This is a genomic window from Aeromonas sp. ZOR0001, assembly GCF_000801015.1.
Lineage (GTDB): Bacteria > Pseudomonadota > Gammaproteobacteria > Enterobacterales > Aeromonadaceae > Aeromonas > Aeromonas veronii.
In genome coordinates this window covers 57577-82249 of the sequence record NZ_JRJY01000145.1, presented here as the reverse complement: position 1 = coordinate 82249, position 24673 = coordinate 57577, and the positions used below count along the sequence as shown (strand labels likewise).

Sequence of the window (24673 nt, the reverse complement as noted above, 5' to 3'; positions counted from 1 at the left end):
AAGAGTTATGAATCCGTCACTGATCAGAAAGCTGGAAGGCCTCATCGAGCGCCACGAAGAAGTACAGGCCATGCTCGGCGAGCCGGATGTGGTCTCGGATCAGGATCGCTACCGCGCCCTGACCCGCGAATATGCCCAGCTGGAAGATATCGTTCACGCCTTCCAGCGTTACCGTCAGGCTCAGGATGATCTGGAGACCACCCAGATGATGCTGGAGGAGGACGATGCCGACCTGCGCGAGATGGCGCAGGAGGAGCTGCCGCTGGCCAAGGCCAATCTGGAGGCGCTGGAGCAGGAGCTGCAACTGATGTTGCTGCCCAAGGATCCCAAGGATGACAACAACTGCTATCTGGAGATCCGCGCCGGTGCAGGTGGCGACGAAGCGGCCATCTTTGCCGGTGACCTGTTCCGCATGTACTCCCGCTTTGCCGAGCGTCAGGGCTGGCGCGTCTCCATCGTCAGCTGCAATGACGGTGAATACGGTGGCTACAAGGAGGTGATCGCCAAGATCGACGGCGAGCGCGTCTATGGCCGTCTCAAGTTTGAATCCGGTGGTCACCGGGTACAGCGGGTGCCGGAGACCGAGTCTCAGGGCCGGGTGCACACCTCCGCCTGTACCGTCGCCGTGTTGCCGGAAGTGCCGGAAGCCGAGCAGATCGAGATCAACCCTTCCGATCTGAAGATCGACACCTTCCGCGCCTCCGGTGCCGGCGGTCAGCACGTCAACAAGACCGACTCGGCCATCCGCATCACCCACCTGCCGACCGGTCTGGTGGTGGAGTGTCAGGACGAGCGCTCCCAGCACAAGAACCGCGCCAAGGCGATGTCGGTGCTCTCCGCCCGCCTGCAAGCGGCCGAGGATGAGCGCCATCGCGCCGCCGAGCAGAGCACCCGCCGCAATCTGGTGGGCTCCGGCGATCGCTCCGAGCGCATTCGTACCTACAACTACCCGCAGGGTCGCCTCTCCGAGCACCGCATCAACCTGACCCTCTATCGCCTCTCCGAAATTTTGGAAGGGGATCTGGACTGCGTCATCACCCCGCTGGTGCAGGAGTATCAGGCCGATCAGCTCGCCTCGCTGGCCGAGAACAACTAATGCAAATGGTGATCCGGCAAGCTCGCATTAAGTGTTCTGCCCATAAGGTGGACTGGCACTGATGCAGATCCAGCAGGCCCGCGCCCATATCATGAATGTGTTGGCTGAGGGGGAGTCCCCCCGCGCCGACGCCGATGTACTGCTCTGCCATCTGCTCGGGTGTCGTCGCAGCTATCTGATGACCTGGCCCGAGCGTGAGCTGGATGCCGCCCAGCAGGCCACCCTGCAGGGGTGGCTGGCCCGTCGTCTCAATGGCGAACCCATTGCCCATCTGGTGGGCGAGCGGGAGTTCTGGTCGCTGCCCCTCAAGGTGAGCCCGGCGACCCTGATCCCGCGCCCCGATACCGAGGTGCTGGTCGAGCAGGCGCTGACCAGAATCCCGCAGGAGCCGTGCGCCGTGCTGGATCTCGGCACTGGCACCGGCGCCATCGCGCTGGCGCTCAAGTCCGAGCGACCCGAAATCGATGTGTGGGCGGTGGATCGGATGGCCGATGCCGCGGCACTGGCCCGCGAGAACAGCGCCGCGCTGGGGTTACCCATCGAGGTGCGCGACGGCAGCTGGTTCGAGCCCCTTGGCGAGCCGGATCGCGACAATACGCCACGTTTTGCGGTGATTGTCTCCAATCCCCCCTATATTGATGGCGCCGATCCCCATCTCGAGCAGGGTGATGTGCGCTTTGAGCCCCGATCGGCGCTGGTTGCCGATGACGCCGGGCTGGCCGATATCCGCCACATCGTGGCCCATGCCCCCGCTTATCTGCTGACCGATGGCTGGTTGCTGCTGGAGCATGGCTGGGATCAGGGGGAGGCGGTGCGTCAGTTGCTGCGTGATGGCGGCTACCGCGAGGTAGCCACGGTGCGCGATTACGGGGATAACGATAGGGTGACGCAGGGCCTCTGCCCGCTGCGCTGACGGTTCCTCACTGTTACACGGCGGGTTGCCTGTGCGCCCCCATGCAAGGATTGAATATGGTTTTTGTGCTCAAACACCTGCACCTCACCCTGATTGCCGGGGCCGTGCTGATGTTTATGCTCCGCTTCTACTGGGTACAGACCGCCACTGGCCGAGCCTATAGCGCGCCGGTGATGAAGGTCAGCGGCTGGCTCAACGGTCTGGTGGTGCTCTCCGGCGTATTGCTCTGCATGGTGCTGGATCTCAACCCGCTCAATAACGGAACGCCCTGGCTCAGCGAGAAGCTGATGGCCATTCTGGTGCTGGTATTTCTGGCGGCGATGGCGCTGCGGTTGGCCAAAAGCAATCTGGTGCGCTGGTGCTCCTTTCTGGGGGCGCTCGGCTGGATCTACTTTATTGCCAAGTTGGCAGTGCTCAAACAGACGAGTGTGTTCGGCTAAGGCATGAAGAGAATGTTACACATAGACGAATGGACCGATTTCGAAGCCCACGACATCACCGAGCTGGCGTTGTCAGTCAGCGACGAGATTTATGGCTCGGTCGAGGAAGGGATCCGCGAGTTGAACCTGCTGGACGAGTGGCTGGACGAGCAGATCGAAGAGGGCACCTGCGACGAGGTGCGCCAGCAGTTGCTGCAGGGCTTCTACCACAGCCTCGGTTTTCATGGCGACTGGCAGGATTATTTCTCTGCCAACAACTGCGATCTCAATCAGGTGCTGGTTCAGCGCAAGGGGATCCCGGTCAGCCTCGGCATTCTCATCATCCAGCTGGGGCGCAAGCTTGGGCTCGATGTGGAGGGGATCTGCTTCCCCGGCCACTTCCTGGTGAGCTTTGCCGGTGGCGAGGGGGAGGTCTATGTTGACCCCTTTACCGGCGACGAGCTGAGCCTGGCCCGCATCGAGCTGCTGCTGCGCGGTGCGTTGGGGGACTTGGCGACCCTGACCCCCGACTACCTGCAGCCCTCCGGCCAGTGGGAGATCATCGAACGGCTGCTCAACGTCAGCAAGGGGGCTTTGCTGCGGGAAGATCGCATGCCCGAGGCGCTACGTTGCAGCGAGCTGTTGCTGCGGATGAAGCCCGGCGATCCGCTGGAGACGCGGGATCGCGGCTTTATCTACGAGCAGCTCGATTGCCCGCGCCAGGCCGCCGATGATTTTGAATATTTTATTGAACAATGCCCGGACGATCCGGTCGCCGATGTGCTGAAAGTGCAGCTGGCCGCGCTGGATCTGAGCCCCAAGCCCCTCCATTAAGGGCGGCTTGAAACTTAAACAGAAGAATATCAAGGCCGCTGCGTCCGGTCGCAACGGATTAACTAGGCTTCAGGCCCTTTTATTAAGGATGTCTTGGAGTTGAAACAGAAGAATATCAAGGCCGCAGCGCTCGGCTGCAACGGAGTAACTTGGCTTCAGGCCCCTTCATTAAGGAAGTCTTAGATGGAACAGAAGAATATCAAGATCAACCAGATCGACGTTGCCAATGACAAACCGTTCGTACTGTTTGGTGGCATGAACGTGTTGGAATCCCGCGACATGGCGATGGCGGTGTGCGAGAAGTACGTGGAAGTGACCAGCAAGCTGGGCATCCCGTTTGTGTTCAAGGCGAGCTGGGACAAGGCCAACCGCTCCTCCATCCACTCCTACCGCGGTCCGGGTCTGGAAGAGGGGATGAAGATTTTCCAGGAGCTGAAAGCGACCTTCGGCATGCCGGTCATCTCCGATCTGCACGAACCCCATCAGGCCAAGCCTGTCGCCGAGGTGGTGGACGTTATCCAGCTGCCCGCTTTCCTGGCGCGCCAGACTGATCTGGTGGAAGCCATGGCCCGCACCGGCAACGTTATCAACATCAAGAAGCCGCAGTTCCTCAGCCCAAGCCAGATGAAGAACATCACCGACAAGTTCGAGGAGTGCGGCAACGACCAGCTGATCCTGTGCGAGCGCGGTGCCAATTTCGGCTACGACAACCTGGTGGTGGACATGCTGGGTCTGGGCGTGATGAAGAAGAGCACCGGCGGCTATCCAGTGATCTTTGACGTGACCCACTCCCTGCAGTGCCGTGATCCGCTGGGTGCCGCTTCCGGTGGTCGTCGCGAACAGGTGACCGAGCTGGCACGTGCCGGTATGGCGGTCGGTTTGGCCGGTCTCTTTATCGAATCCCACCCGGATCCGAAAATTGCTCGCTGCGATGGCCCGAGTGCCCTGCCGCTGGAGAAGCTGGAAGGCTTCCTCAAACAGATGAAGGCCATCGATGACCTGATCAAGGGCTTCGAACCTCTCGATACCTCGGCCTGATCCCGACGCTGTCATGCCTGATGAAAATGCCCCGCAATGCGGGGCATTTTTTGATAAGGATGCGGTGACAAGCACGCATAAAAAAACGGCCAGTCGGCCGTTTTTTGTGCTGATACCGCAAGTATCAGCTCTTCACTGCAGGGCGCTGATTACAGGCTCTGGGTGAAAGTACGGGTAACCACGTCACGCTGCTGTTCCGGGGTCAGGGCGTTGAAACGCACTGCGTAGCCAGATACACGGATGGTCAGCTGCGGGTACTTCTCCGGGTTTTCGATAGCATCTTCCAGCGTTTCGCGACGCAGCACGTTGACGTTCAGGTGCTGGCCACCTTCAACAGCAGGCTCAGCCTGAACCGGCAGTTCGCGGTATTCGAACTGACCCAGGTCAGCCAGTTGCACTTCTTGATCGGCAGCGAAAGCATCGCCTTTGACGCAGATGCAGCGAGCTTGTTGCTTCTCTTCGTCCAGCAGCCAGAAAGAGTTCAGCAGAGCGGTGTTGGCGGCCTGGGTGATTTGAATGCCTTTGATCATGGTATGACTCCTCAATGGGAACGCGAATCCAACTGTAAGGAAATTACCCTGATGTATTTAAGCTACCGTCGATGGCGATGACTTAAAGGGCCCTTGCCTTACACCTTTTCTTTGATGGGGTCATATATACCATGGTGGTAATATTACCAAAATTGATCCAGATCAAGAAAATCCGACAAAGTGCCATTTCAATGGGATTAAATTCTTGAGTTGAATCAAAAATAGGTCATTTTTCTGATTTTGTAAGATATCCAAATTATGCATCTTTTATCTCGTTAATCTAGTAATTTAACTACATCTTTTAGGCTTTTTCTGAGGTTAATTGAGGGGTTGGCTACACTCAGCAAAAAAAGCGAGGAGAGTGCCGGGTGAATAATGGATGGCGAAAGTGGGCATGGCTGGCCCTGTTCTGTTGCTGGGCAAGCAGTGTTGCGGTACGGGCCGAGACGGTGCGTATTGCTGTGGGCGAGTGGCCACCTTATATCAGTGAGGCGCTGCCCAATCAGGGCTTTCTCTGTGAGGTGGTGCGCCAGGCCTTTGCCGAAGAGGGGCTCGATGTCAGCTTTCACTTCTATTCCTGGGCCGAGGCTTACCGACTGACTCTGGAGGGGCGCTATGTGGTCACCATGCCCTGGTTTCGCTCCCGCGAGCGGGAGCAGCTTTTCTATCTCTCCGCCTCGCTCGGCCATTTCACCACTCGCCTGATGACGCTTACCGGTACGCCCGCGGTCAATCTGGGTGAGCTGAAACACGAGCCGGTCGGGGTGACCCGTGGCTACTTCTATGGCGATGGTTTTGCCGCTCGCCAAGCCGGGCTCACCCTCGAGTGGTCAGATTCCGATGAGGAGAGCATGGGCAAGCTGCTTGACGGGCGGATCCACTATCTGGTGATGGATGAGCAGGTGGCACAGACCATGTTCCAGATGGCGCTCGTTCGTCATCCCCAATCGCTGTCACTGACCGGCGCCGCCGACCCCATCTGGTCGCAACCGGGATACCTGCTGATGCGCAAGGCTGATCCCGAGGCGCGCCGTCTGATGCTGCTGTTCAATACCGGCCTGCGCAAGCTGGAGCGCTCGGGGCGCCTCGCCAGGCTCTGGAAAGCGTGAGCCACGGTTGCGTCTTGCGGGCTGGCCCCCTATCCTGAGCCCTTCGCCGTATCAAGTGAGGAGGCCGGGGTGCTGACCTGGAGTGATGTGATTGGCTCTGAGAAAGAGCAGGACTATTTCAAGAGTACGCTGGCAACTGTCAGAGCCGAGCGGGAAGCGGGCAAGGTGATCTACCCGCCAGCTACCGATGTGTTCAATGCCTTCAAGCTGACCGAGCTGGATCAGGTCAAGGTGGTGATCCTGGGGCAGGATCCCTACCACGGCCCCAATCAGGCGCACGGGCTCTGCTTCTCCGTTCTGCCCGGCGTGCGTACGCCTCCCTCACTGGTCAACATCTATAAAGAGATGCAGCGTGACCTGCCAGGTTTCGTCACACCCAATCACGGCTTTCTCGAATCCTGGGCCAAACAGGGGGTCCTGCTGCTCAACACTGTGCTGACGGTGCAAGCCGGTCAGGCCCATTCCCACGCCCATCTGGGATGGGAGACCTTTACCGATCGGGTCATCGAGCAGATCAATGCCAGCTGTCAGGGCGTGGTGTTTCTGCTGTGGGGCGCCCACGCCCAGAAGAAGGGGCGTTTCATCGATCGCCAGCGCCATTATGTGCTGACCGCGCCGCACCCGAGCCCTCTCTCTGCCCACCGCGGTTTCATCGGTTGCGGTCACTTTAGCGAGACCAATCGCTTGCTGGAACAACAGGGCAAGAGTCCGATAGAGTGGAAATCTGTCTGCATTCCACTTGATTGAGTGCAAAGTTCGGGCGACAAATGACCGTATACTCAGGGACATAAGATTTATTCAGAGCCAAGGAGTGCCCATGTTATCCAGTCTGCACAAGGACCATCTCAACATCGCCCGACTTTTGGAGCTGCTCAAGCACAAGCTGGCAGCCATCCGTGCCGAAGAGCCCATCAGCTATTTTCTGGTGCGCGATGTCATCGACTACCTGCGGGAGGTCTCTGACAAGTACCACCATCCCAAGGAAGACCTCATCTATGACTACTACCTGAAATATCGGGTGGTGGAGGGTGAGGTCGCCAACCGCCTGCAGGAGGAGCACGTCAAGCTGCTGGAGGCCGGGGCCGATCTCAAGGAGATGGTGGAGATGATCCTGATGGATGCGGTGATCCCCCTCGATCAGTTCACTACCAAGCTGGAGCGCTTCGTGGAGCTGCAAGAGGCACACATGAACTATGAAGAGGGGGTGATCTTCCCCCATCTGCGTGACTCCCTGACCGAGGATGACTGGCGTCATCTGGAGCAAAACTGGCAGAACCGCGCCATTGGCGACCCCCTGTTCGGGGCTGAGGTGAGCCAGCACTTCCAGGCACTGGCCAAACGCCTCTCTTTGCCGCTCACGACCGGCTAAGACTAGCCCGTACCCGCAGCGTGGCAGGTATTGTATGAGTGCAACTTGAGTGAAAACAGAAAGGCCTCCATCCGGAGGCCTTTTGCATTATGGATGTTGCCATCCATTGCGCAGCCCAAGGATACACAACTGCTGGCAGTCACTCTCTTCAGAGAAGTTACTTATCGACTATCTGGCGTGACTGAGCAGGGTGGATGGGCAGGTGTGCAGGTATTGGTGGGGCGTCAGGCCGAACTCCTGTTTGAAGCGGGCGGCAAAGCGGCTGGGGGAGTCATAACCGCAGGCGAGGGCAACCTCCAGCGGGGTCAAGCCCTGTTGCAACAGGTTGAGGGCGTGGCTCATGCGCACCTGAGCCAGCAACTGGCGAAAGCTGCGACCTTCGGCGGCCAGCTTGCGCACCATGGAGGCGCGGCTCATGGAGAAGTGGGGGGCCACTGCCTCCAGGGTGTGGTCGATGCCGGGTTCCACCGCCAGGTAGCGTGCCAGCCGCTCTGCGAGGGTCATGGTGCTGGCGGGAAAGAGTAACCCGAGGGCGTTGGCGGCCCGCAGCTCGGCATAGAAGCCGCGCAGCAGTTCGGCCTGTGTTGCTTCGCTCAGTCCCCGTTCGGCCATGGTGCTGATGAGTTCAAAGCAGAAGGCGAGCCCGGGGGTGACCTTGACGGCGGGTTCCTCCAGATCGGCGTGGGAAGGGGCTGACTCGGCCAGCCACTCCGGCGGTGGTGGGGTCAGCAGCGTGATGGCGTGGGAGCGAAACTTGCCCTGATCAGGTTGATTGACGAAGGTGAGCTGGTGGCCTGCCGGGATCAGCAGCCACCGCTCCCTGTCAAACGACAGACGCTGCTCGCGCCACCATAGTTGCTTGCTCCCCTGGGTGACCCAGATGAGGGTCGGGGCATAGATGAGCACCCGGTGCAGGGGCTGCTGGCGGATCCCGAGATAGTGGCTCTGTTGCAGCAGGGGAGTGCTCATCCGGTTGGCTCCTAGGGGGTGACGAAGGTGGCGGTCAGGGTGGCCTTGCCGAGCGCCATGCTGTTGAGCATGTAGCCTACCATAGCGGGCGGGGTATCGGCCTTCACCTCGAGATCATGGGGCAGGGCCCAGGCGGTGAACTGATAGCGGTGCATGCCGTGACCTGCGGGCGGGCAGGGGCCGCCGTAACCCTGGCTGCCAAAGTCGGTGCGGATTTCCAATCCCTGCTTGAGCTTGCCTGAGGCATTGCTGGCCAGCTCGCTCTGGGTGGCAGGCAGGTTCACCACCAGCCAGTGCCACCAACCGCTGCCGGTGGGGGCATCTGGGTCATAGGCGGTGATGGCAACACTCTTGGTGCCTGCCGGCAGATCCTGCCAGCTAAGTTGGGGCGAGTGGTTGTCGCCGCTGCAGCCAAAGCCGTTGAAGCTGAACTGTTTGTCCATCAACTGGCCTTCGTGAATGTCCGTGCTCTTCAGGGTCATGGCAAAGGCCGGCATGGCCGTCAGGCAGAGCAGTGGCAACAGGGCACTCTGTTTGAGCAATTTCATCGGGTGACTCCTCGTGTGGTAACGGGTTCACTTTAACGAGGGCAGGGTAGAATGTTATTGCAGAACGGCTCAATGTGAGGTCGATTGTTGAGTTAATTGAGCCTTTTGGTGGTTTTATTGCAAGAAGGTAAACGGCAGCCATAAAAAAACCGGCATCAGGGATGCCGGTTTTTTGTTTGACGATGAGAGGTGCGGCTTAGCGCAGGATCATCTCGTCACGGCCCGGGCCGACGGAAACCATCGGAACCGGTACGCCGAGCAGCTCTTCGATACGCAGCACGTACTGCTGGGCCGCTTTGGGCAGCTCTTCGAAGGTGCGGCAGCCGGTGATGTCTTCGCTCCAGCTTTCCATCTGCTCGTAAACCGGCTTCAGGGCAGCGGTTTGCGGCCAAATCGGGTTCTCGGTGTGGGCACCTTCGTAGGCCACGCAGATCTTCAGATCCGGCAGACCGGTCAGGCAGTCCAGCTTGGTCAGTGCCACTTCGGTGGCGGCTTGCAGCTCGACACCGTTCTTGGTGGCGACGGCGTCGAAGTAACCGACATCACGGGGACGGCCGGTGGTGGCACCGAACTCGTTGGTGATCTTGCGGAACTCGTCCTGGTTCTCCATGGCGGTCAGCAGGGTGCCGGTACCGACAGAGGAGCTGAATGCCTTGGCCACAGCGATGACGCGCTCCGGGCGCAGACCCGGCAGACCGCCACCGATACCGGCGTAGGCGCCAGATACGTGGGAGGAGGTCACCCAGGGGTATTCGCCGTAGATCAGGTCACGGCCAGCGCCCAACTGCGCTTCGAACAGCAGGGTCTTGCCTTCTGCCTGCAGCGCTTTGAGCGGCATGCTGACGTTGCACACTGCGTCGATCCAGGGGGCAGAGACTTCCAGCAGCCAGTCAGCCATCTCTTGGGCAGTCTGGGTGAATTCGAAAGAGGGGTAGATAGCCTTCATCTGCGGCAGTTTCCAGTCCAGCATGAACTGGATGCGCTCGACCAGCACGTCCGGCTGTTTCAGCCAGCCAACCAGGATCGCTTTTTTCATCACGCGATCGCCGTAGGCAGGGGCGATGCCCTGACGGGTGGAGCCATAGGCGCCGTCACCCAGACGTTGCTCTTCCAGGGTATCTTCCAGTGCGTGCAGCGGCAGGCAGAGGGTTGCGCGGTCAGAGATGGCCAGCTTCGGAGTCACGCCGGAGGCTTTGACTTCCTCGAGCTCGACGGTCAGTTTCTCGGGGCTGATCACCATGCCCGGGCCGAGGACAACCAGGCAATCCGGGTTGAATACGCCACTCGGAACCTGGTGCAGCTTGAAGGTGCCAAGGTCGTTGACCACAGTGTGGCCAGCGTTGTTGCCGCCCTGGAAGCGAATGCTGGCGCCAGCTTGACCTGCCAGATAATCCACGATGCGGCCTTTGCCTTCATCACCCCAGTTAGCACCTACGACTACGATAGACGACATGACTCTTTCTCCTAAGACGTTAGGCGTCCATCCTAGGAGCCTGATGCGGATTAGAAAAATTAATTATCTTTATAATTCCGATAAGAGAACCATATAATTATGGCCAATTAAGCGGCAAACCGTCCGATTTTGCCTGGCAAGCCCCGCACATTGCGGGTTGAGGGACTCTTATGCTGGATATTCACTGGTTGCAAACCTTTGTCACTCTGGCCCGATTGCAACATTTTGGCCAGACCGCCACCGAACTGCACATGACCCAACCCAATGTCAGCCTGCATATCAAGCGGCTGGAGCAGGCGACCCGGGTGCGGCTGATCGAGCGCAGCCCGTTTCGCCTGACTCAGGCGGGGGAGCGGCTGCTGCAAAGCGCCGAGCGCACCATTGCCGAGTTGCAGCTCTGTCAGTCCGATCTCAATGCCCTCAACCAGCTGAGTCAGGGGACGCTGGCCATCGCCGCCAGCGACATCATCTCCCGCCTGCTGCTGATCCAGCCGTTCCAGCGCTTCAAGCGGGAGTTCCCCGGCATCGACCTTACTTTGTTCAACACCACTTCGGATCAGGCGGCCGAGCTGGTCAAGGCGGGCAAGGCGGATCTGGGCTTCGTGATGGCGCAAAAGCGCAGCGAGCCGCTCTTCTATACCGAGCTGCAACAGGTGACCTGGTGCGCGCTGGGCCACGGCCTTGCCCGCTGGCAGGCGCGGGGGGTGGCGGGGGAGAGCGACCCCCTCGACGAGCCGACCCTGATCCTGCTCGGTCACGACACCCGCACCCGGGCGCTGATCGACCCATCCCTGCCGCTGTTGGCGTTACCCCCTTGCCGCATCATGGAGGTGGGCAGCGTCGACGCCCAGCTGGATTGGGCCGAGGCGGGCTTTGGTGTCGCCATCGTGCCGGACTTCTCCCTGCATCCGCGCCTCAACCTCACCGCGCCGGTCACCAGCCTCGGCGACTTTCCCGGGACCAGTCTGGGCTACGTGGTGCGCCAGAATCAGGTGTTGTCGCGGGCCATCAAGCAGTTGCTGCACTGGGTGGAGGAGGAGATCCAGAAGCCCAACCCCTATCTGACCCGGGTGATGGAGCCGTAGCGGGGCGGCAAGGTGAGCAGGCCTATCGGGGTGACTAAGCCGCCATCAATTGTCACTATTGAACGCGCGTAAACAATCAGGGCAGCCGAAGCTGCCCTGATGCATTTGTGGGAGCTGACCATTCAGGGTTGCAGCTGTGTGGCTGCGCTGGTGGCAGGCTGGATTGCCTGCTCTTGCGGCGCAGTTGCCGCAGAGGCGCTTTGCGGCAACTGAGTCGAAACGGCAGCTGATGGTGCTGGCGCAGTTGACGCTGCGGCCGAAGGGGCCACGCTCTCACCCTCGGTGGTTGGTGCAGTGAGCTCGGGGGCGACCTCAAGCGCCTCTTCGGGCAAGGGATTAACCTCTGTGGCTTCTGTCGTCACTGCGGCACTGCTGGTGGCGGTCGCGTCAGAGGGCGCAGTCGCCCCGTCGGCGGTACTCACCGGCCCTGTCGTGGGCACCGCCTCCGAGGCCGATGGCGCTGGTGCTAACGGCTCCGGTATCAGCTGTTCCGCGGTTAACTGCTCGGGGGTCAGTGGCAAGGGGGCTGGCGGTTGATCCGACATCCCCGCATGGAGGGGCAGCTCGGTTTGCGCCTGCAACTGCTCGGGGGTCACCTTGCTCAGGGCAGGATGCAGCCGACTGAACTGTTTGACCCGGGCCAGCAGGGTATCGCGCACGGTTCGGACGATGGGGTCCGGCAGGCTGGCCAGCGCCACCAGTTCGGCACTCATCCCGATATTGTTGATGGCTGTGGTCTGTCCCGGATAGAGGTTGGCGGCGATACGGCTGCGCTGGTAGTAGGGGTGTTGCTTGAGCAGCGTGTCGATTTGCTCCCCTTCGATGGGGATGAGGCGCACCTTGCAGCGGCTGATCAGATCGCCGACCGCCAGACTGGGGTGACCGGCAACCACAAACGCGGCATCCAGCGAGCCATCGCACAGCCCTTCCAGCGGTTCGCTGTCCGACTTGAGTTGATAGGCAGCAAACTGCCCGGGTTGCCATCCCATGGCTGCCATCAGGGCCTGGCTGGTGATCTGCTCACCGGCGCCCTTGTTGCCCGGATAGACCCGCTTCCCTTCGATATCTGCCAGGGTGGTGATGCCGCTATTGGGGGCGGCCAGCAGGGTCAACGACTCCTGATAGAGGCGAAACAGGCTGCGCAGCTCATTGTTGGCCCCCTGCCCGCTGAAGGGGCCGGTGCCGTGCAGGGCGTGGTGCAACACATCGGATTGTACCAGCGCCAGCTGTACGTCCCCCTTGTCGAGTGCCTTGAGGTTGGCCATCGAGCCACGGGTGCTCTGCACGGTGCAGCTGTCCCCATGCAGGGCATGGCCGGCATTGAGCACCCGGCAGATGGCGCCACCGGTCGGGTAGTAGACCCCGTTGAGCGGGCCCGTTCCGATAGTCAGCGCCTGGCTGCCAAAGGGGAGCAGCGCAGAGAGTGCGCAGAGGGGGAGCAGAAGATGATGCAAGATCCGTAGAGACATAATTGACCGTTACTGAGTTGACCGCTGGCTGATGACACAGTGAAAAAGGGATGGGGCTTGCCCATCCCGTTGCTGGCTAATCAGGGCTTGTTGTTGAGGATTGCCCGCTCCATCCGCGCCAGCGCGTCGGTCAGCAGTGCCCTGGTGCAGCCGAAGTTGAGCCGCACGAACTGGCCGTCGCCAAACTGGGCGCCGGGGGAGAGACCAACGCCAGCCTGCTCGAAGAAGGCAATGGGATCGGCAAGGCCAAGTGCGCTCACATCGATCCAGGCCAGATACGTCGCCTGATGACTGGCCAGCTTGACGCCGGGCCAGCGGGCAACCGCCTGCTGGATCAGGGCCAGATTGGCTGCCAGATAGTCGAGTTGCTCGGCCAGCCACTGTTCGCCACCCTCATAGGCCGCTTCGGCGGCAACAAAACCCAGCAGGTTGACGTCGGCGCTGATGCCGCGCATCGCCTGTTGCAGCCTGAAGCGCAGACGGGGGTTGGGGATAATGGCGAAGGAGCAGCAGAGACCGGCGATATTGAAGGTCTTGCTCGGGGCCATCATCACCGCGCAGCGCTCGGCCGCTTGCGCACTGATGGCGCCGTAGGGAATGTGGCGGGCGTTTTTATCCAGCAGCAGATCGCAGTGGATTTCATCGGAGCAGATCACCAGATTGTGGCGCGCGGCGATGGCATCGATGGCCAGCAGCTCGTCACGGGTGAAGATGGTGCCGCCCGGGTTGTGGGGGTTGCAGAGCAGCAGCAGATCAGCGGCGGGGGCCTGACGCTCAAGCTGTGCCAGATCCAGCACCCAGCGACCGGCTTCTTCAATCATCGGCACGGTGAGCAGGGGACGATCATTGAAGCCCGGCGCCTGCAGGAAGGGGTAGTAGACCGGCTTGGGGGTGATGATACCGCGGCCATGCTGGCTCCACGCCTTGCAGGCGAGGTTGAGCCCCGGCACGACGCCCGGCAGGAACACCAGCCATTCGGGCTCGATGGCCCAGCCATAGCGGGTCGCCATCCGTTCGATAATGAGTTCGATCAGGCGCGGCGAGGGGCGTGAATAGCCGAAAATGCCGTGGGCGACCCGTTTGGTCAACGCCTCGATCACGGACGGGGGGGAGACAAAGTCGGTATCGGCAACCCACATGGGCAGCACATCCTGACCCTTGTACTTGTCCCATTTCAGGCTCATGGTGCCACTGCGGTCTACTTCCTGATCAAAATCAAACATGCGAACTCCTTGTGCTGGCAGGATGGGCTTTCACTCTACGGGGTCGCGGCCTCCCTCGCAAGGCGCACACCTGCTGATGCATCCTTGAGCCCGCTCTTGATAGTGACATAAGATAGGCGCCGAATTTTCATACGGCTGCCGCCCGTTAGCCCGTATCGTCCCTCCAACCAGTGGTAACCCTATGAGCTTGTCGATAGCTGCGGTCAAACGCCCTGACCCCGTCTCTCTTTCATTTCTTGCCGTGACTTTTATGACCGGCGTCGCGGTGGCACTGCAGGTGCCTACCTTAAGTCTGTTTCTGGCCGAAGAGGTGCAGGTGCGCCCCTTTCTGGTCGGGCTCTTCTATACCATCAATGCTGTGGTGGGCATTCTGGTCAGCCAGTGGCTGGGCCATCGCTCCGACAACAAGGGGGATCGCAAGCGACTGATCCTGCGCTGCTGCTTTGCCGGGGTGGTGCTCTCCTTGCTGTTTGCCTGGAACCGCAACTACTGGCTGCTGGCGAGTCTGGGGGTCATGCTGGCTGCGCTGGCGGCCACAGCCAGCCCCCAGTTGTTTGCGCTGGCGCGGGAATACTCCGACAGCCGCAACCGACGGGCGGACATGTTCAGCTCGGTGATGCGGGCCCAGTTTTCGCTGGCCTGGGTCATAGGCCCGCCCATCGCTTTCGCGCTGGCCATCGGCTACGGCTTCGAGCTGATGTACCTGGCCTCGGCACTGGCCTACCTGCTTTGCGCCCTGGTGGTGTGGCGCTGGCTGCCCTCTCTCCCTTTGCCCAAGATGGCCGAAGAGACAGAGCGGGTCAGCAGCTGGCGTGATCCGGCGGTGCGGGCGCTCTTTATCGCCTCCACCCTGATGTGGACCTGTAACAGCATGTATCTCATCAATATGCCGCTCTATATCACCCGAGAGCTCGGGATGGATGAGAAGCTTGCCGGTATCCTGATGGGCACTGCCGCGGCGCTGGAGATCCCCTTCATGCTGCTGGCGGGTTACTACACGGCGCGCTTTGGCAAGCGCCCCATGATGTTGCTGGCGGTGCTGGCTGGCGCGGCCTTTTACACAGGTCTGGTGACCCTCACCGACCAATACGCCCTGATCGCCTTGCAGCTGTTCAACGCCATCTTCATCGGTATCGTGGCGGGGATCGGCATGTCTTACTTTCAGGATCTGATGCCGGGGCGGGCCGGGGTGGCGACTACCCTGTTTGCCAACAGCATCCGCACCGGCTCCATCATGGCGGGGGCTATCGCCGGTGTGGTGGCGGAGGTGTGGAGTTTCCACGGGGTCTTTATGGTGGCGCTGGGATTGGCACTGGTGGCACTGGCCGCCAGCTGGCGGGTGCCCAACGTCTGACGGGGGATCTGGCTGTTATTTGTCGTGTTGGGGCTGGGCGTGCGGAAGCTGCGCTGATTCGCCCTGATATTCGTTGCGCAGGCAGCGCAGCAGCAGCTCGGTCGCAGGACCGAGAGATTCGGGGGAGAGGGTCAGCAGATAGGTGTAGAGGTGGCGTTCGTTGCCGCTTTCCAGATCCAGCTGTATGAGTGACCCTTCCGCCAGCTCCCGCTCAACCAGATGGCGCGGCAGCCAGGCATAGCCGAGGCCAAGGCGCAGCATGGCGAGCACTTCGTGGTAGTGGGTTGCCTTCCAGCCGGTGTCATCCGCATCGTTCCAGTCCACCGAGCGGTGAATGGGGGGATGAAGGCTGATCTGGTTGTGGCTGGTCAATACATCGCTGCGGATGGCCCCCTTCTCCTGTGCCAGCGGATGGCTGGCGGCGCAGAGGGGCAGCAGGCACACCTCGTCCAGCAACAGGCCGGTGCGATCGCCGGGCAGGTGCTCGGAGAGCATCAGATCCCCCGGTTGCAAGGCGTTGAAGTGGCAGTGAATGCGTTCGTGCAGGTTGACCCGGCAACCCCGGCTGCGGGGATAGAAGCTGGCCAGCGCCCGATAGAGGCGATCCCTTGGTTGCAGCGCCGAGACATAGAGGTTGATCTGCGGCTCCCACTGCCGCTCCAGGTTGTTGGCCAGATTCTCCAGCTCCTCCACCTGCTGGCTCAGCTGACGGGCCCGCTTGAGGAAGATCTCGCCCGCCGGGGTCAACACCGCCTTGCGGCCGCGGACCTCCAGCAAGGGCACCCCCAGACTCTGCTGCAACTTCGCAACCGCATGATTGAGGGAGGACTGGCTCTTGTTCAGCGCCTCGGCCGCCTGGGCGTAGCCGCCGCAGTCGACCACCGCCTGAAAGATCCGCCATTGCTCAAACGTGCTCTTGGGACGAAACATAGTTCAACCTGATTGGAGATAGGATGGTCAGTGGTTCGAACAGGGAGCCTGTGCCCCCTATTCAATTTAACCCCTGCCGCACAACACTCTGGGTATTTTATTGATTTATTTGGGCTGAGCCGCCTGTTTATTTTGGCTGAGCCACAAAGGTCTGGCCGGTTTTGCCGCGGCTGTCCGACCCCATCAGGTAAAGGTAGATCGGCATCAGGTCGGCCGGAGTCTTGAGGTTCATGGGATCTTCCGCCGGGAAGGCGCTGGCGCGCATCTTGGTACGGGTACCGCCCGGATTGAGGGTATTGACCCGCACACCGGTGTTTTCCAGCTCGTCGGCCAGCACTTCCATCATCCCCTCGATGGCGAACTTGGAGATGGCATAGGTGCCCCAGTAGGCGCGCCCCTTGCGTCCCACGCTGGAGGAGGTGTAGACGATGGAGGCATCGCCCTGCGCCTTGGCTGTCTGGCGCAGCAGCGGCAGCAGCGCCTGGGTCAGCAGGAATTCCGATTTGACGTTGACCTGCATCACCTCGTCCCACTCCTTCTCCTGAATGTGTTCAAACGGAGAGAGGGTGCCAAGCAGACCGGCGTTGAACAGCACGCCATCGAGGCGGCCAAACTGCTGGGCGAAGGTTTCGGCCATGCCGCGGTAGTGGGCGGCGGTGGCCCCTTTCAGATCCACCGGCACGATGGCGGGCAGCGGATAACCGGCCGCTTCAATCTGGTCATACACGGCTTCGAGTTTGGCGCTGGTGCGGCCGAGCAGGATCACGGTGGCACCGTGAGCGGCGTAGGTGAGGGCGGCTTCGCGGCCGATCCCGTCGCCGGCACCGGTGACCAGAATGACTTTATCCTTGAGCAGATCGCGGGGTGCCTGATAATCGAGCATGACAACTCCTGTTAACAAATTCCGGCCATAAGTGCATGGCAATCGGCGCCAAGTGTACTGATCCGCGCGCCTGTTTGACCAGCCAGCGGCAATAAAAATGTGAAGAAAATAGAGAGGTTGTGATGCTCGGGTTGGCTTTTCCGGACACTGGCTGCGATTTTTTGCGCGCATTCGCCAAACTCCCTAGAATGTGACGAAAACCGATCCATTCTGGAGTCCATCGTGACATTTCTGACCGAATATGGCCTGTTTTTGGCCAAGACAGTGACCTTCCTGCTGGCCATCGGCGCCATCATCCTGATGATCGTCAGCACTCGCCAGCCGAAAGCGCGCAAGGGTGAGCTGGTGGTGACCGATCTCTCGAGCGAGCTGGAGCAGGGGCAGTTTGCGCTCAAGAGCGCGCTTGCCAGCAAGACCGAGCGAAAGGTGATGGAAAAGCAGCAGAAAGAGGAGCAGAAAAAACGCGCCAAGGCGGGGGATGAGCGCAGTCGCCTGTTCGTGCTCGATTTCAACGGCAGCATGGATGCCAAAGAGGTGGCCTTCCTGCGCGAGGAGGTGAGCGCGGTGATTGGCGTCGCCCAGCCCGGCGACGAGGTGCTGCTGCGACTCGAATCCGGTGGCGGCGTGGTGCATGGTTACGGCTTGGCCGCTTCCCAGCTGCAGCGGCTGCGCGATCGTGACATCAAGCTCACCGTGGCTATCGACAAGGTGGCGGCGAGCGGCGGCTACATGATGGCCTGCGTGGCGGACAAGATCCTGGCTGCCCCCTTTGCCATCGTCGGCTCCATCGGGGTGATCGCCCAGATGCCGAACTTCAACAAGTTGTTGAAAAAGCATGACATCGAATTCGAGATGCACACCGCCGGTCAGTACAAGCGCACCATCACCATGTTCGGCGAGAACGACGATCTGGGGCGCGAGAAGTTTCGCGAGGAGCTGGCGGCGATCCACGAGCGCTTCAAGGCCTTTGTGGCCGAACACCGCCCGCAACTCGATATCGATCAGGTCACGACCGGCGAGCACTGGCTGGCGAGTCAGGCCAAGGGGCTGGGATTGGTGGATACCCTCTGCACCAGTGATGACTATCTGCTGGCGCAGGCCAGCCACCACAAGGTGATCGGCATCAGCTATCGCAAGCCTAAAAGTCTGACCCAGAAGCTGGGACAGCAGGGCGCTCAGGCGCTGGAAGCCGGACTGGGGCGTCTGTGGCAGCAGAGCCCCTGGCGCTAGCCCGAGGGAAATCCCGCGATAAAAAGGCCAGCCGATGCCCATCGGCTGGCCTTTTTGCATCCGGTTGCACCTTGTCGGTGAGCGAGGGTTGTTTCTATTGAGGCCCTCTGTTACAACTGAATGCTTTCCCCGTTTATGACAGGATCTTGTGGTAAGAGCTGCGGGGCATGGAGCATAGCGATGTCATGGAGCACCTTCAGGCAATTTACCCCGCTGGTCTGGATCGTCATTCTGGGTACCTTTATGGTGCGCACCAGCTACTACATGGTGTGGCCCTTCCTCTCCATTCTGCTCTATCGGGAGTATGACCTTTCGGCCACCTTGATTGGCCTGTTGCTGGGCGGCTCAATAGCCCTCTCCACCCTGGTCAGTTTTTACGGCGGCTGGCTCTCTGATCGCTTCGGGCGGCGCAGCATACTGCTGGCCGGTTGTCTGGTGGCGATGCTCTGTTTCGGCCTGCTCGGTTTCTCCCATGCGGTGTTCTGGCTCGGGGTTGGGGTGATGGGCAGCGGCCTCTCGTCAGGGCTCATCGATGCCCCCGGCAAGGCACTGATGGCCGACAGTCTGGCCTCGGCCAAGGCGCGGGAGCTGGCACTGCACCTGCGCTATTTTCTGCTCAACCTGGGGGCCGCGTTGGGGCCGCTGCTTGGGGTGACCCTCGGGATCAATGCCCAGCAGGAGACCTTCCTGTTTCTGGTGGTGAGCTATCTGCTGCTGGCGCTGGCCTTTGGCTGGGGATTTCGCCGGGCTGGCAACACAGGCAAGCCGGGGGCGGCAGGCCCCGGACTGCGGGATGCCATCAAGGTGTTGCTGGCGGATCGCGCCTTTCTGCTGCTGGTGATGGCCAATCTCCTGATGGTGCTGGTCTACTCCCAGTTTCACTCGCCGCTGGTGCAGTACCTGACCCGGGCCGGTATGCCGCAGGTGGCAGAGCTGGTTGCCCTGCTGGTGGCGACCAATGCCCTGACCGTAGTGCTGCTGCAGTTTCCGCTGCTGCGGTTGTTGTCACGCTGGCCGGTGCGGGGGCGGCTTCATATCGGCATGGCGCTCTTTCTGGCGGCCCAGCTGCTCTTCACGTTGGGGGACCCGATGGTGCGCAGCCACTGGTTTGGCGCCGTGCTGCTGCTCAGCATCGGCGAGACCATCCTCTTCCCCCTGCTCAACGTGCTGATCGATCAGATGGCCCCCGCTCATCTCAAGGGGAGCTACTTTGGTGCCAGTGCACTGGCCGGGTTGGGAGGGGCCGCCGGCGCCCTGCTGGGAGGCTGGATCCTCGAGCAGTGGAGCGGTCAGTTGCTCTATGTGCTGATGGCGCTGCTTTGTGTGGCGATCTTTGCGCTTTATGAAGCTGGCGCCCGACATCATGGTCGGCGAAGTGCCCGGCAGGAGTCGGTGGTAGGCTAACCGGGCTGACTTTGCCGCTGGCCAGCCCCTTATGGTTCAGAAGGTCAGCACCTTGTCGGCAGCCAGGGTCCATTGGGCCAGCATCGGCAGGGTGCCGACCTCAATCCCCTCGATCAGCGGCAGGGCTGTGATGCCACGGGCATCGGTGCAGGTCTTGCACAGGCGAATGGTGACGCCCTGTGCCAGCAGGATCTCCAGCATCTGGCGCAGGTTGTACCCCTCGGCCGGTGCCTGACCGGCCAGCGCCGCGCTCACCGCATCGGACATCAGGAACAGCTTCAGGCTGGCACCACCCTGTTCGTTGAGGGCGATAGCGAGACGCAGGGCGTTGAACAGGGATTCGCTGCCATAGGGGGCACCGTTGGCAATGACCACAATTTGTTGATTCATAACAGACTCCCGATTGGAAAGAGCGCCATTGTAGAACCAACGGGGTGGCAATTGCGTGATGTTGCACAACTTCTGTCGCACCTTTTTCCCGCTTGCTTGACCCTGTCGCCGATCGAGGTTTTTATGGTCAGCTCGCAAACAAGACCGGATGAATCGAGATGTGGAAAGTATTGGGAGCCGGCTTGCTGCTATTGGCGGGTCAGGCCTTTGGTAGTGAGGCGGTCGGTTGCAAGGCTCGTCTGCAGGCCGTCAACGACCAGCTGGTGTTTGCCAAAGCACACAACAATGCCGGGCAGATTGCCGGGCTGGAACAGGCCGCGCGCAATATCAAGGCCAACTGTACCGATGAAGGTCTGCTCAAGGAGCAGAAAGAGCGGGTTAACAAACTGCGTGGCGAGGTGGATGAGCGTCTGCTCGAGCTGCAGGAGGCGAGAGTCAGTGGCAAACCGGAGAAGATTGCCAAGCGGCAGGCCAGGCTGGAGGAGTCCCAGACCCGGATGCTGGAGGCCCAGCGTGAGCTGGACAAACTGATCCGGCTGGTCGGCAAGTGATGGCTAGCCGCTGCACGCAGGATCAAAAAAGGCCGATTGCTCGGCCTTTTTTTCGTTTTACGGTCTGTGCATCAGCTACTGCCTGTGCATCCGCACAAATTTCTCCATCAGCTGATCTTCGGTCTCCACATGAGCGGGATCCCAGATGATGCAGTCGATAGGGCAGACACTGATGCAGGTCGGCTTCTCATAGTGACCGACGCACTCGGTGCAGCGACTGGGGTCGATCTCGTAGATCTCCTCACCCAGGCTGATAGCCTGGTTGGGGCACTCGGGATCGCACATGTCACAGTTGATGCACTTGTCGGTGATGAGCAGCGCCATCTCAGGCCGCCGTGTGCGGGTTGCGGGTATCCTGGCTGTCGCCCAGATTGCGCAGCAAAATGCCGTAGTTCACATCCAGATCTTTCGGGACCGGCACATAGACCACGTGACCGTTGCCCGGCGCGGTATCGATAAGCTCGCCCTTGCGGTTCTCCATCTGCTCCAGATTGAAACGGACGTTGCCCTGCGGGGTCATCAGCTCCAGGTTGTTGCCCACCAGGAACTTGTTCTTCACCTCGACCTCGACCATGTCACCTTTGCGACCGGTGATCTCGCCGACAAACTGCTGGGTGTCGGAGACGGAGTAGCCGTAGTCGTAGTTCTGGTATTCGCTGTGGTTGTGACGGCGCAGGAAGCCCTCGGTGTAGCCGCGGTGGGCCAGATTTTCGAGGGTGCCCATCAGACTGCGATCGAACGGACGACCCGCCACCGCATCATCGATGGCCTTGCGGTAAACCTGAGCGGTACGGGCGCAGTAATAAAACGACTTGGTGCGCCCTTCGATTTTCAGGGAATGAACGCCCATCTTGGTCAGTCGCTCGACGTGCTCGACGGCGCGCAGATCCTTTGAGTTCATGATGTAGGTGCCATGTTCGTCTTCGAACGCGCTCATGTACTCGCCCGGGCGGTTGGACTCTTCCAGCAGCACCAGCGCATCAGTCGGCTTGCCAAGGCCCAGGGTGTTGTCCGGACGCACTGCGATGGGCTCCTGACGGTGGACGATCTGGCCCACGTCATCTTCTTTACCTTCGTGCACCTTGTACTCCCAGCGGCAGGAGTTGGTGCAGGTGCCCTGGTTGGGGTCACGCTTGTTGATGTAGCCGGAGAGCAGGCAGCGGCCGGAGTAGGCCATGCACAGCGCGCCGTGAACGAACACTTCCAGCTCCATCTCCGGTACCTGCATGCGGATCTCTTCGATCTCGTCCAGCGACAGCTCGCGGGAGAGGATGGCGCGGGTCAGGCCCATTTGATGCCAAAACTTCACCGTGGCCCAGTTGACCGCGTTGGCCTGCACCGAGAGGTGAATGGGCATATCCGGGAAGGCTTCACGCATCATCATGATAAGACCGGGGTCGGACATGATCAGCGCATCCGGCTTCATCTCCACCACGGGGCGCATGTCGCGGATAAAGGTCTTGAGCTTGGAGTTGTGGGGCTGGATGTTGGCCACCACATAGAACTGCTTGCCCAGTGCATGGGCTTCGTTGATGCCCAACTGCAGGTTTTCATGATCGAATTCGTTGTTGCGCACCCGCAGGCTGTAGCGGGGCTGACCGGCATAGACGGCATCGGCGCCATAGGCGTAGGCGTAACGCATGTTCTTGAGGGAACCTGCGGGGGAGAGCAATTCTGGTTTAAACATGGCGGACTCTTTATATCTGATTGCAAATCAGGACGATGCCACCTGATGGCATCGTAGTGGTTGAGTTGCGGTGCAAGATGCCCTCCGAGAGGAGGCTCAATGCAGCGCGACCCGATGACGGCATATCCGGGGTTATCTAAAGAAGATGCGCCGGATATTCGGGGTGCGAGATTGTACTCGCCCCCACGTCATCATGCAATTTGGCAGGAATATCATGCGAATGGAAAATCAGTTTTTAGGTAATCTGTGGTGGTGGGTTAGCGATAGTTGCTGATGTTCAATTATCTAGTGCGAGTTGAAAATCGGGAAACTGTTCGCTCATAAAATTGCGGGGGCTGTGGCCATTGCCTGCGCTGGCCAGCCATTCCCAATCCAGTTTTGGCGAGCCCGCTTTGAAGCGTTGATAGGCAACGCCCTGATGAATGGTCAGAAAGAGGGTCGTGGGGAGTCCCAGCTTGTTGCTGTAGCGCACCATCAGATCGCCCTGATAGTCGTTGCTGATTCTGACTTTGAGCGCCTGCAGTGTCAGACCGGTGGCGTGACCATGCTCGTCCCAGACTTCAAACATGATATGAACACTCTGATGTCGATGATGCCACGATGAGCAAGATGGGATGCAATTGCAACTGTCAGATCTGACAAGACCGAAAAAGTGTGAGGGGAATGGCAGAAAGCGAAAACTCGGCGCTAGGCCGAGTTTTCTTGAATGATGGTGGAGGGAGAAGGATTCGAACCTTCGAAGGCAGAGCCGTCAGATTTACAGTCTGATCCCTTTGGCCGCTCGGGAACCCCTCCACGGGGTATTTCCTGATTGTCACTACTTTTGCACTTGAATGGTGGAGGGAGAAGGATTCGAACCTTCGAAGGCAGAGCCGTCAGATTTACAGTCTGATCCCTTTGGCCGCTCGGGAACCCCTCCCCAAGTGCGAGGCGCATACTATCAGATCCAGAGGCTTTGTGAACCCCTTGATGAGGCATCTGGCAGTAAAAAATGACTGTTCGTCGATTTTTTGATACATCCAGCTCAAAATTCAAGCTTATCAGCAAGTTGTGCGCTGCTTTTCTGCACAAAACAGCATCCGTGCAAGTTGGCGATCGCGCTGAAGACAGGCAGATAGCAGAAGACCGCCAGTGTCGGCGGTCTTCCCGGGCATCACATCTAGCGCTGGAACGGGTAGACCGAACCCAGTTTCAGGATCTGGGTCAGCTCGTCCAGTGCGCTGCGGGACTCCTGCACCAGTGCCGGATCACGCAGATCGTCGAGGGTCAGGCGGTCGCGGTAGTGGCGATCCACCCAGCCATCGAGGCGGGCAAACTGGCTGTCGTTGATAAGGCAGGCCGGATTGACCGCTGCGAGTTCCTGATCGTTCATGGCGACCCGCAACCGCAGACAGGCGGGGCCGCCGCCATTGCGCATGCTCTGTTTCACATCCATATAGTGGACCGCCTTGATCGGGGTGCCCTGCGTCAGCAGTTTGCCGAGATAGGCCGACACCGCCGGATTGTCGCGGCACTCGGTGGGGGCGATGATGGCCATCTCTCCGCTCGGCATGGTGAGGATCTGGGTGTTGAACAGGTAGGACTTCACAGCATCCAGCACGGATACCTCGGCAGTCGGCACTTCGATAAAGTGCAAATCCCCCTCGCCAAACTTACCGCTGATCTCGGTCAGCACCGCTTCGGTGTTGAGGAACGCTTGTTGGTGGAAGAAGAGCACGTTCTGGTTGCCCACCGCGATCACGTCGTTGTGGAATACCCCCTGATCGATCACCTCCGGGTTTTGCTGAATAAACACCACGCTCTCCTCGCCAAGGCCATGCAGGCGGGCGATGGCCTGGCTTGCCTCCAGAGTCTGGCGGGCCGGGTAGCGCTTCGGCGCCGGGCGGGAGTAGTCAAAGGCGCTGCGGCCATAGACAAACAGCTCGACCCCCGCCTCGCCATAGGCGCGGCAGAGGCGGGTGTGGTTGGCAGCCCCCTCGTCGCCGAAGTGATCATTTTCCGGCAGATGGAGGTGGTGGCTGAAGTGGCGATCGTTGTTGAACACGGCGCGCAGGATGCGGCCAGTGACGTCCGGCTCCAGGGAGCGGTGAAACTTGTTGGTCAGGTTGGCGGGGGTGAAGTGAATGCGGCCATCCTGGGTATCGGCACTGGGAGAGACGGTGGCGGCGTTGGCGGTCCACATGCTGGAG

The 24673-nt window shown here is 60.3% G+C and carries 26 protein-coding genes and 2 tRNA genes; 13 read left to right on the top strand and 15 right to left on the bottom strand.

Features of this window, described 5'->3' with window-relative positions; all coding sequences use genetic code 11:
- Positions 1–7: 7 nt before the first annotated feature.
- The 5 genes from prfA to kdsA all read left to right on the top strand — a co-directional run bounded on the left by prfA (position 8) and on the right by kdsA (position 4300).
- Positions 8–1096, top strand: a complete 1089-nt coding sequence (gene prfA, locus L972_RS17960) for a peptide chain release factor 1 (protein ID WP_005353897.1) — start codon at positions 8–10, stop codon at positions 1094–1096.
- 61 nt (positions 1097–1157) lie between these two features.
- Entirely contained in the window at positions 1158–2009 is an 852-nt protein-coding gene (prmC, locus tag L972_RS17955; RefSeq protein ID WP_047440019.1) for a peptide chain release factor N(5)-glutamine methyltransferase, read from the top strand.
- A 56-nt stretch (positions 2010–2065) separates the two neighbouring features.
- Positions 2066–2449: a SirB2 family protein gene (locus L972_RS17950; protein WP_005334939.1), complete on the top strand. Its 384-nt coding sequence runs from the start codon at positions 2066–2068 to the stop codon at positions 2447–2449.
- A gap of 12 nt (positions 2450–2461) precedes the next feature.
- On the top strand, positions 2462–3262 hold the full coding sequence (locus L972_RS17945; protein WP_005362204.1) for a SirB1 family protein: 801 nt from the start codon (positions 2462–2464) through the stop codon (positions 3260–3262).
- A 183-nt stretch (positions 3263–3445) separates the two neighbouring features.
- Entirely contained in the window at positions 3446–4300 is an 855-nt protein-coding gene (gene kdsA, locus L972_RS17940) for a 3-deoxy-8-phosphooctulonate synthase (protein ID WP_005334937.1), read from the top strand.
- Between the two features lie 149 nt (positions 4301–4449).
- Here kdsA and grcA read toward each other — a convergent pair whose 3' ends face one another.
- Positions 4450–4830: an autonomous glycyl radical cofactor GrcA gene (gene grcA, locus L972_RS17935; RefSeq protein WP_005334936.1), complete on the bottom strand. Its 381-nt coding sequence runs from the start codon at positions 4828–4830 to the stop codon at positions 4450–4452.
- Positions 4831–5198: 368 nt separating this feature from the next.
- On the opposite strand from grcA, the gene L972_RS17930 reads away from it, so the two are divergent.
- From L972_RS17930 to L972_RS17920, 3 genes are all read left to right on the top strand, one after another.
- A complete protein-coding gene (locus L972_RS17930; RefSeq protein WP_047440017.1) occupies positions 5199–5939 on the top strand; it encodes a substrate-binding periplasmic protein in 741 nt (246 codons plus the stop codon).
- Between the two features lie 69 nt (positions 5940–6008).
- Entirely contained in the window at positions 6009–6686 is a 678-nt protein-coding gene (gene ung / locus L972_RS17925) for a uracil-DNA glycosylase (protein ID WP_005353881.1), read from the top strand.
- A gap of 70 nt (positions 6687–6756) precedes the next feature.
- Positions 6757–7308 carry a hemerythrin domain-containing protein gene (locus L972_RS17920; RefSeq protein ID WP_005353878.1) on the top strand — a complete coding sequence of 184 codons (552 nt, stop codon included), beginning with the start codon at positions 6757–6759 and terminating at the stop codon, positions 7306–7308.
- A gap of 168 nt (positions 7309–7476) precedes the next feature.
- On the opposite strand, the gene L972_RS17915 is transcribed toward L972_RS17920, so the two are convergent.
- The 3 genes from L972_RS17915 to L972_RS17905 all read right to left on the bottom strand — a co-directional run bounded on the left by L972_RS17915 (position 7477) and on the right by L972_RS17905 (position 10278).
- Positions 7477–8277 (bottom strand): helix-turn-helix transcriptional regulator, encoded by an 801-nt coding sequence (locus tag L972_RS17915; RefSeq protein WP_047440015.1) that lies wholly within the window; start codon positions 8275–8277, stop codon positions 7477–7479.
- A gap of 11 nt (positions 8278–8288) precedes the next feature.
- Positions 8289–8825: a YbhB/YbcL family Raf kinase inhibitor-like protein gene (locus L972_RS17910; RefSeq protein WP_005353872.1), complete on the bottom strand. Its 537-nt coding sequence runs from the start codon at positions 8823–8825 to the stop codon at positions 8289–8291.
- Between the two features lie 196 nt (positions 8826–9021).
- Positions 9022–10278, bottom strand: coding sequence for an adenylosuccinate synthetase (locus tag L972_RS17905; protein ID WP_005362191.1), 1257 nt, complete (start codon positions 10276–10278; stop codon positions 9022–9024).
- A gap of 170 nt (positions 10279–10448) precedes the next feature.
- Between L972_RS17905 and L972_RS17900 the strand changes: the two genes are divergently transcribed.
- A complete protein-coding gene (locus L972_RS17900; RefSeq protein WP_047440013.1) occupies positions 10449–11363 on the top strand; it encodes a LysR family transcriptional regulator in 915 nt (304 codons plus the stop codon).
- 122 nt (positions 11364–11485) lie between these two features.
- On the opposite strand, the gene L972_RS17895 is transcribed toward L972_RS17900, so the two are convergent.
- Complete coding sequence (locus L972_RS17895; protein WP_052200087.1) at positions 11486–12832, bottom strand: TAXI family TRAP transporter solute-binding subunit; 1347 nt, start codon at positions 12830–12832, stop codon at positions 11486–11488.
- 80 nt (positions 12833–12912) lie between these two features.
- Complete coding sequence (locus L972_RS17890; RefSeq protein ID WP_047440010.1) at positions 12913–14055, bottom strand: MalY/PatB family protein; 1143 nt, start codon at positions 14053–14055, stop codon at positions 12913–12915.
- Between the two features lie 181 nt (positions 14056–14236).
- Here L972_RS17890 and L972_RS17885 point away from each other — a divergent pair, with 181 nt between their 5' ends.
- Positions 14237–15409: an MFS transporter gene (locus L972_RS17885; protein WP_021229826.1), complete on the top strand. Its 1173-nt coding sequence runs from the start codon at positions 14237–14239 to the stop codon at positions 15407–15409.
- 15 nt (positions 15410–15424) lie between these two features.
- Here the strand turns inward: L972_RS17885 and L972_RS17880 are convergent, their stop codons facing one another.
- Together L972_RS17880 and L972_RS17875 are read right to left on the bottom strand one after the other, a co-directional pair.
- Positions 15425–16339 (bottom strand): LysR family transcriptional regulator, encoded by a 915-nt coding sequence (locus L972_RS17880; protein ID WP_047440008.1) that lies wholly within the window; start codon positions 16337–16339, stop codon positions 15425–15427.
- Positions 16340–16466: 127 nt separating this feature from the next.
- Positions 16467–17222: a YciK family oxidoreductase gene (locus L972_RS17875; protein ID WP_047440006.1), complete on the bottom strand. Its 756-nt coding sequence runs from the start codon at positions 17220–17222 to the stop codon at positions 16467–16469.
- A 222-nt stretch (positions 17223–17444) separates the two neighbouring features.
- Between L972_RS17875 and sohB the strand changes: the two genes are divergently transcribed.
- The gene (sohB, locus tag L972_RS17870) at positions 17445–18452 is read left to right on the top strand and encodes a protease SohB (protein ID WP_047440004.1); all 1008 of its coding nucleotides are present in this window, start codon (positions 17445–17447) and stop codon (positions 18450–18452) included.
- Between the two features lie 180 nt (positions 18453–18632).
- Complete coding sequence (locus L972_RS17865) at positions 18633–19856, top strand: MFS transporter (RefSeq protein ID WP_047440002.1); 1224 nt, start codon at positions 18633–18635, stop codon at positions 19854–19856.
- Between the two features lie 36 nt (positions 19857–19892).
- Here L972_RS17865 and L972_RS17860 read toward each other — a convergent pair whose 3' ends face one another.
- A complete protein-coding gene (locus L972_RS17860; RefSeq protein ID WP_005334901.1) occupies positions 19893–20246 on the bottom strand; it encodes a DsrE/DsrF/TusD sulfur relay family protein in 354 nt (117 codons plus the stop codon).
- A 158-nt stretch (positions 20247–20404) separates the two neighbouring features.
- On the opposite strand from L972_RS17860, the gene L972_RS17855 reads away from it, so the two are divergent.
- Positions 20405–20797: a DUF1090 domain-containing protein gene (locus L972_RS17855; protein ID WP_005334898.1), complete on the top strand. Its 393-nt coding sequence runs from the start codon at positions 20405–20407 to the stop codon at positions 20795–20797.
- 75 nt (positions 20798–20872) lie between these two features.
- On the opposite strand, the gene L972_RS17850 is transcribed toward L972_RS17855, so the two are convergent.
- The 6 genes from L972_RS17850 to astB all read right to left on the bottom strand — a co-directional run.
- Positions 20873–21121 carry a YfhL family 4Fe-4S dicluster ferredoxin gene (locus tag L972_RS17850; protein WP_005334896.1) on the bottom strand — a complete coding sequence of 83 codons (249 nt, stop codon included), beginning with the start codon at positions 21119–21121 and terminating at the stop codon, positions 20873–20875.
- A 1-nt stretch (position 21122) separates the two neighbouring features.
- Positions 21123–22484 (bottom strand): prephenate-dependent tRNA uridine(34) hydroxylase TrhP, encoded by a 1362-nt coding sequence (gene trhP / locus L972_RS17845; protein WP_005334895.1) that lies wholly within the window; start codon positions 22482–22484, stop codon positions 21123–21125.
- A gap of 277 nt (positions 22485–22761) precedes the next feature.
- Complete coding sequence (locus tag L972_RS17840; protein WP_043822382.1) at positions 22762–23052, bottom strand: hypothetical protein; 291 nt, start codon at positions 23050–23052, stop codon at positions 22762–22764.
- A gap of 142 nt (positions 23053–23194) precedes the next feature.
- Positions 23195–23279: transfer RNA gene (locus L972_RS17835), tRNA-Tyr, on the bottom strand.
- Positions 23280–23318: 39 nt separating this feature from the next.
- Positions 23319–23403, bottom strand: a tRNA-Tyr gene (locus L972_RS17830).
- A gap of 240 nt (positions 23404–23643) precedes the next feature.
- Positions 23644–24673 (bottom strand): N-succinylarginine dihydrolase (gene astB, locus L972_RS17825; protein ID WP_047439998.1); only part of this gene is annotated, 1030 nt, incomplete at its 5' end.

Coding starts and splice junctions, on each gene's coding strand:
- prfA (WP_005353897.1), top strand. CDS start 8: ATGAATCCGTCACTGATCAGAAAGCTGGAAGGCCTCATCGAGCGCCAC.
- prmC (WP_047440019.1), top strand. CDS start 1,158: ATGCAGATCCAGCAGGCCCGCGCCCATATCATGAATGTGTTGGCTGAG.
- L972_RS17950 (WP_005334939.1), top strand. CDS start 2,066: ATGGTTTTTGTGCTCAAACACCTGCACCTCACCCTGATTGCCGGGGCC.
- L972_RS17945 (WP_005362204.1), top strand. CDS start 2,462: ATGTTACACATAGACGAATGGACCGATTTCGAAGCCCACGACATCACC.
- kdsA (WP_005334937.1), top strand. CDS start 3,446: ATGGAACAGAAGAATATCAAGATCAACCAGATCGACGTTGCCAATGAC.
- grcA (WP_005334936.1), bottom strand. CDS start 4,830: ATGATCAAAGGCATTCAAATCACCCAGGCCGCCAACACCGCTCTGCTG.
- L972_RS17920 (WP_005353878.1), top strand. CDS start 6,757: ATGTTATCCAGTCTGCACAAGGACCATCTCAACATCGCCCGACTTTTG.
- L972_RS17915 (WP_047440015.1), bottom strand. CDS start 8,277: ATGAGCACTCCCCTGCTGCAACAGAGCCACTATCTCGGGATCCGCCAG.
- L972_RS17910 (WP_005353872.1), bottom strand. CDS start 8,825: ATGAAATTGCTCAAACAGAGTGCCCTGTTGCCACTGCTCTGCCTGACG.
- L972_RS17905 (WP_005362191.1), bottom strand. CDS start 10,278: ATGTCGTCTATCGTAGTCGTAGGTGCTAACTGGGGTGATGAAGGCAAA.
- L972_RS17900 (WP_047440013.1), top strand. CDS start 10,449: ATGCTGGATATTCACTGGTTGCAAACCTTTGTCACTCTGGCCCGATTG.
- L972_RS17895 (WP_052200087.1), bottom strand. CDS start 12,832: ATGTCTCTACGGATCTTGCATCATCTTCTGCTCCCCCTCTGCGCACTC.
- L972_RS17890 (WP_047440010.1), bottom strand. CDS start 14,055: ATGTTTGATTTTGATCAGGAAGTAGACCGCAGTGGCACCATGAGCCTG.
- L972_RS17885 (WP_021229826.1), top strand. CDS start 14,237: ATGAGCTTGTCGATAGCTGCGGTCAAACGCCCTGACCCCGTCTCTCTT.
- L972_RS17880 (WP_047440008.1), bottom strand. CDS start 16,339: ATGTTTCGTCCCAAGAGCACGTTTGAGCAATGGCGGATCTTTCAGGCG.
- L972_RS17875 (WP_047440006.1), bottom strand. CDS start 17,222: ATGCTCGATTATCAGGCACCCCGCGATCTGCTCAAGGATAAAGTCATT.
- L972_RS17865 (WP_047440002.1), top strand. CDS start 18,633: ATGTCATGGAGCACCTTCAGGCAATTTACCCCGCTGGTCTGGATCGTC.
- L972_RS17860 (WP_005334901.1), bottom strand. CDS start 20,246: ATGAATCAACAAATTGTGGTCATTGCCAACGGTGCCCCCTATGGCAGC.
- L972_RS17855 (WP_005334898.1), top strand. CDS start 20,405: ATGTGGAAAGTATTGGGAGCCGGCTTGCTGCTATTGGCGGGTCAGGCC.
- L972_RS17850 (WP_005334896.1), bottom strand. CDS start 21,121: ATGGCGCTGCTCATCACCGACAAGTGCATCAACTGTGACATGTGCGAT.
- trhP (WP_005334895.1), bottom strand. CDS start 22,484: ATGTTTAAACCAGAATTGCTCTCCCCCGCAGGTTCCCTCAAGAACATG.
- L972_RS17840 (WP_043822382.1), bottom strand. CDS start 23,052: ATGTTTGAAGTCTGGGACGAGCATGGTCACGCCACCGGTCTGACACTG.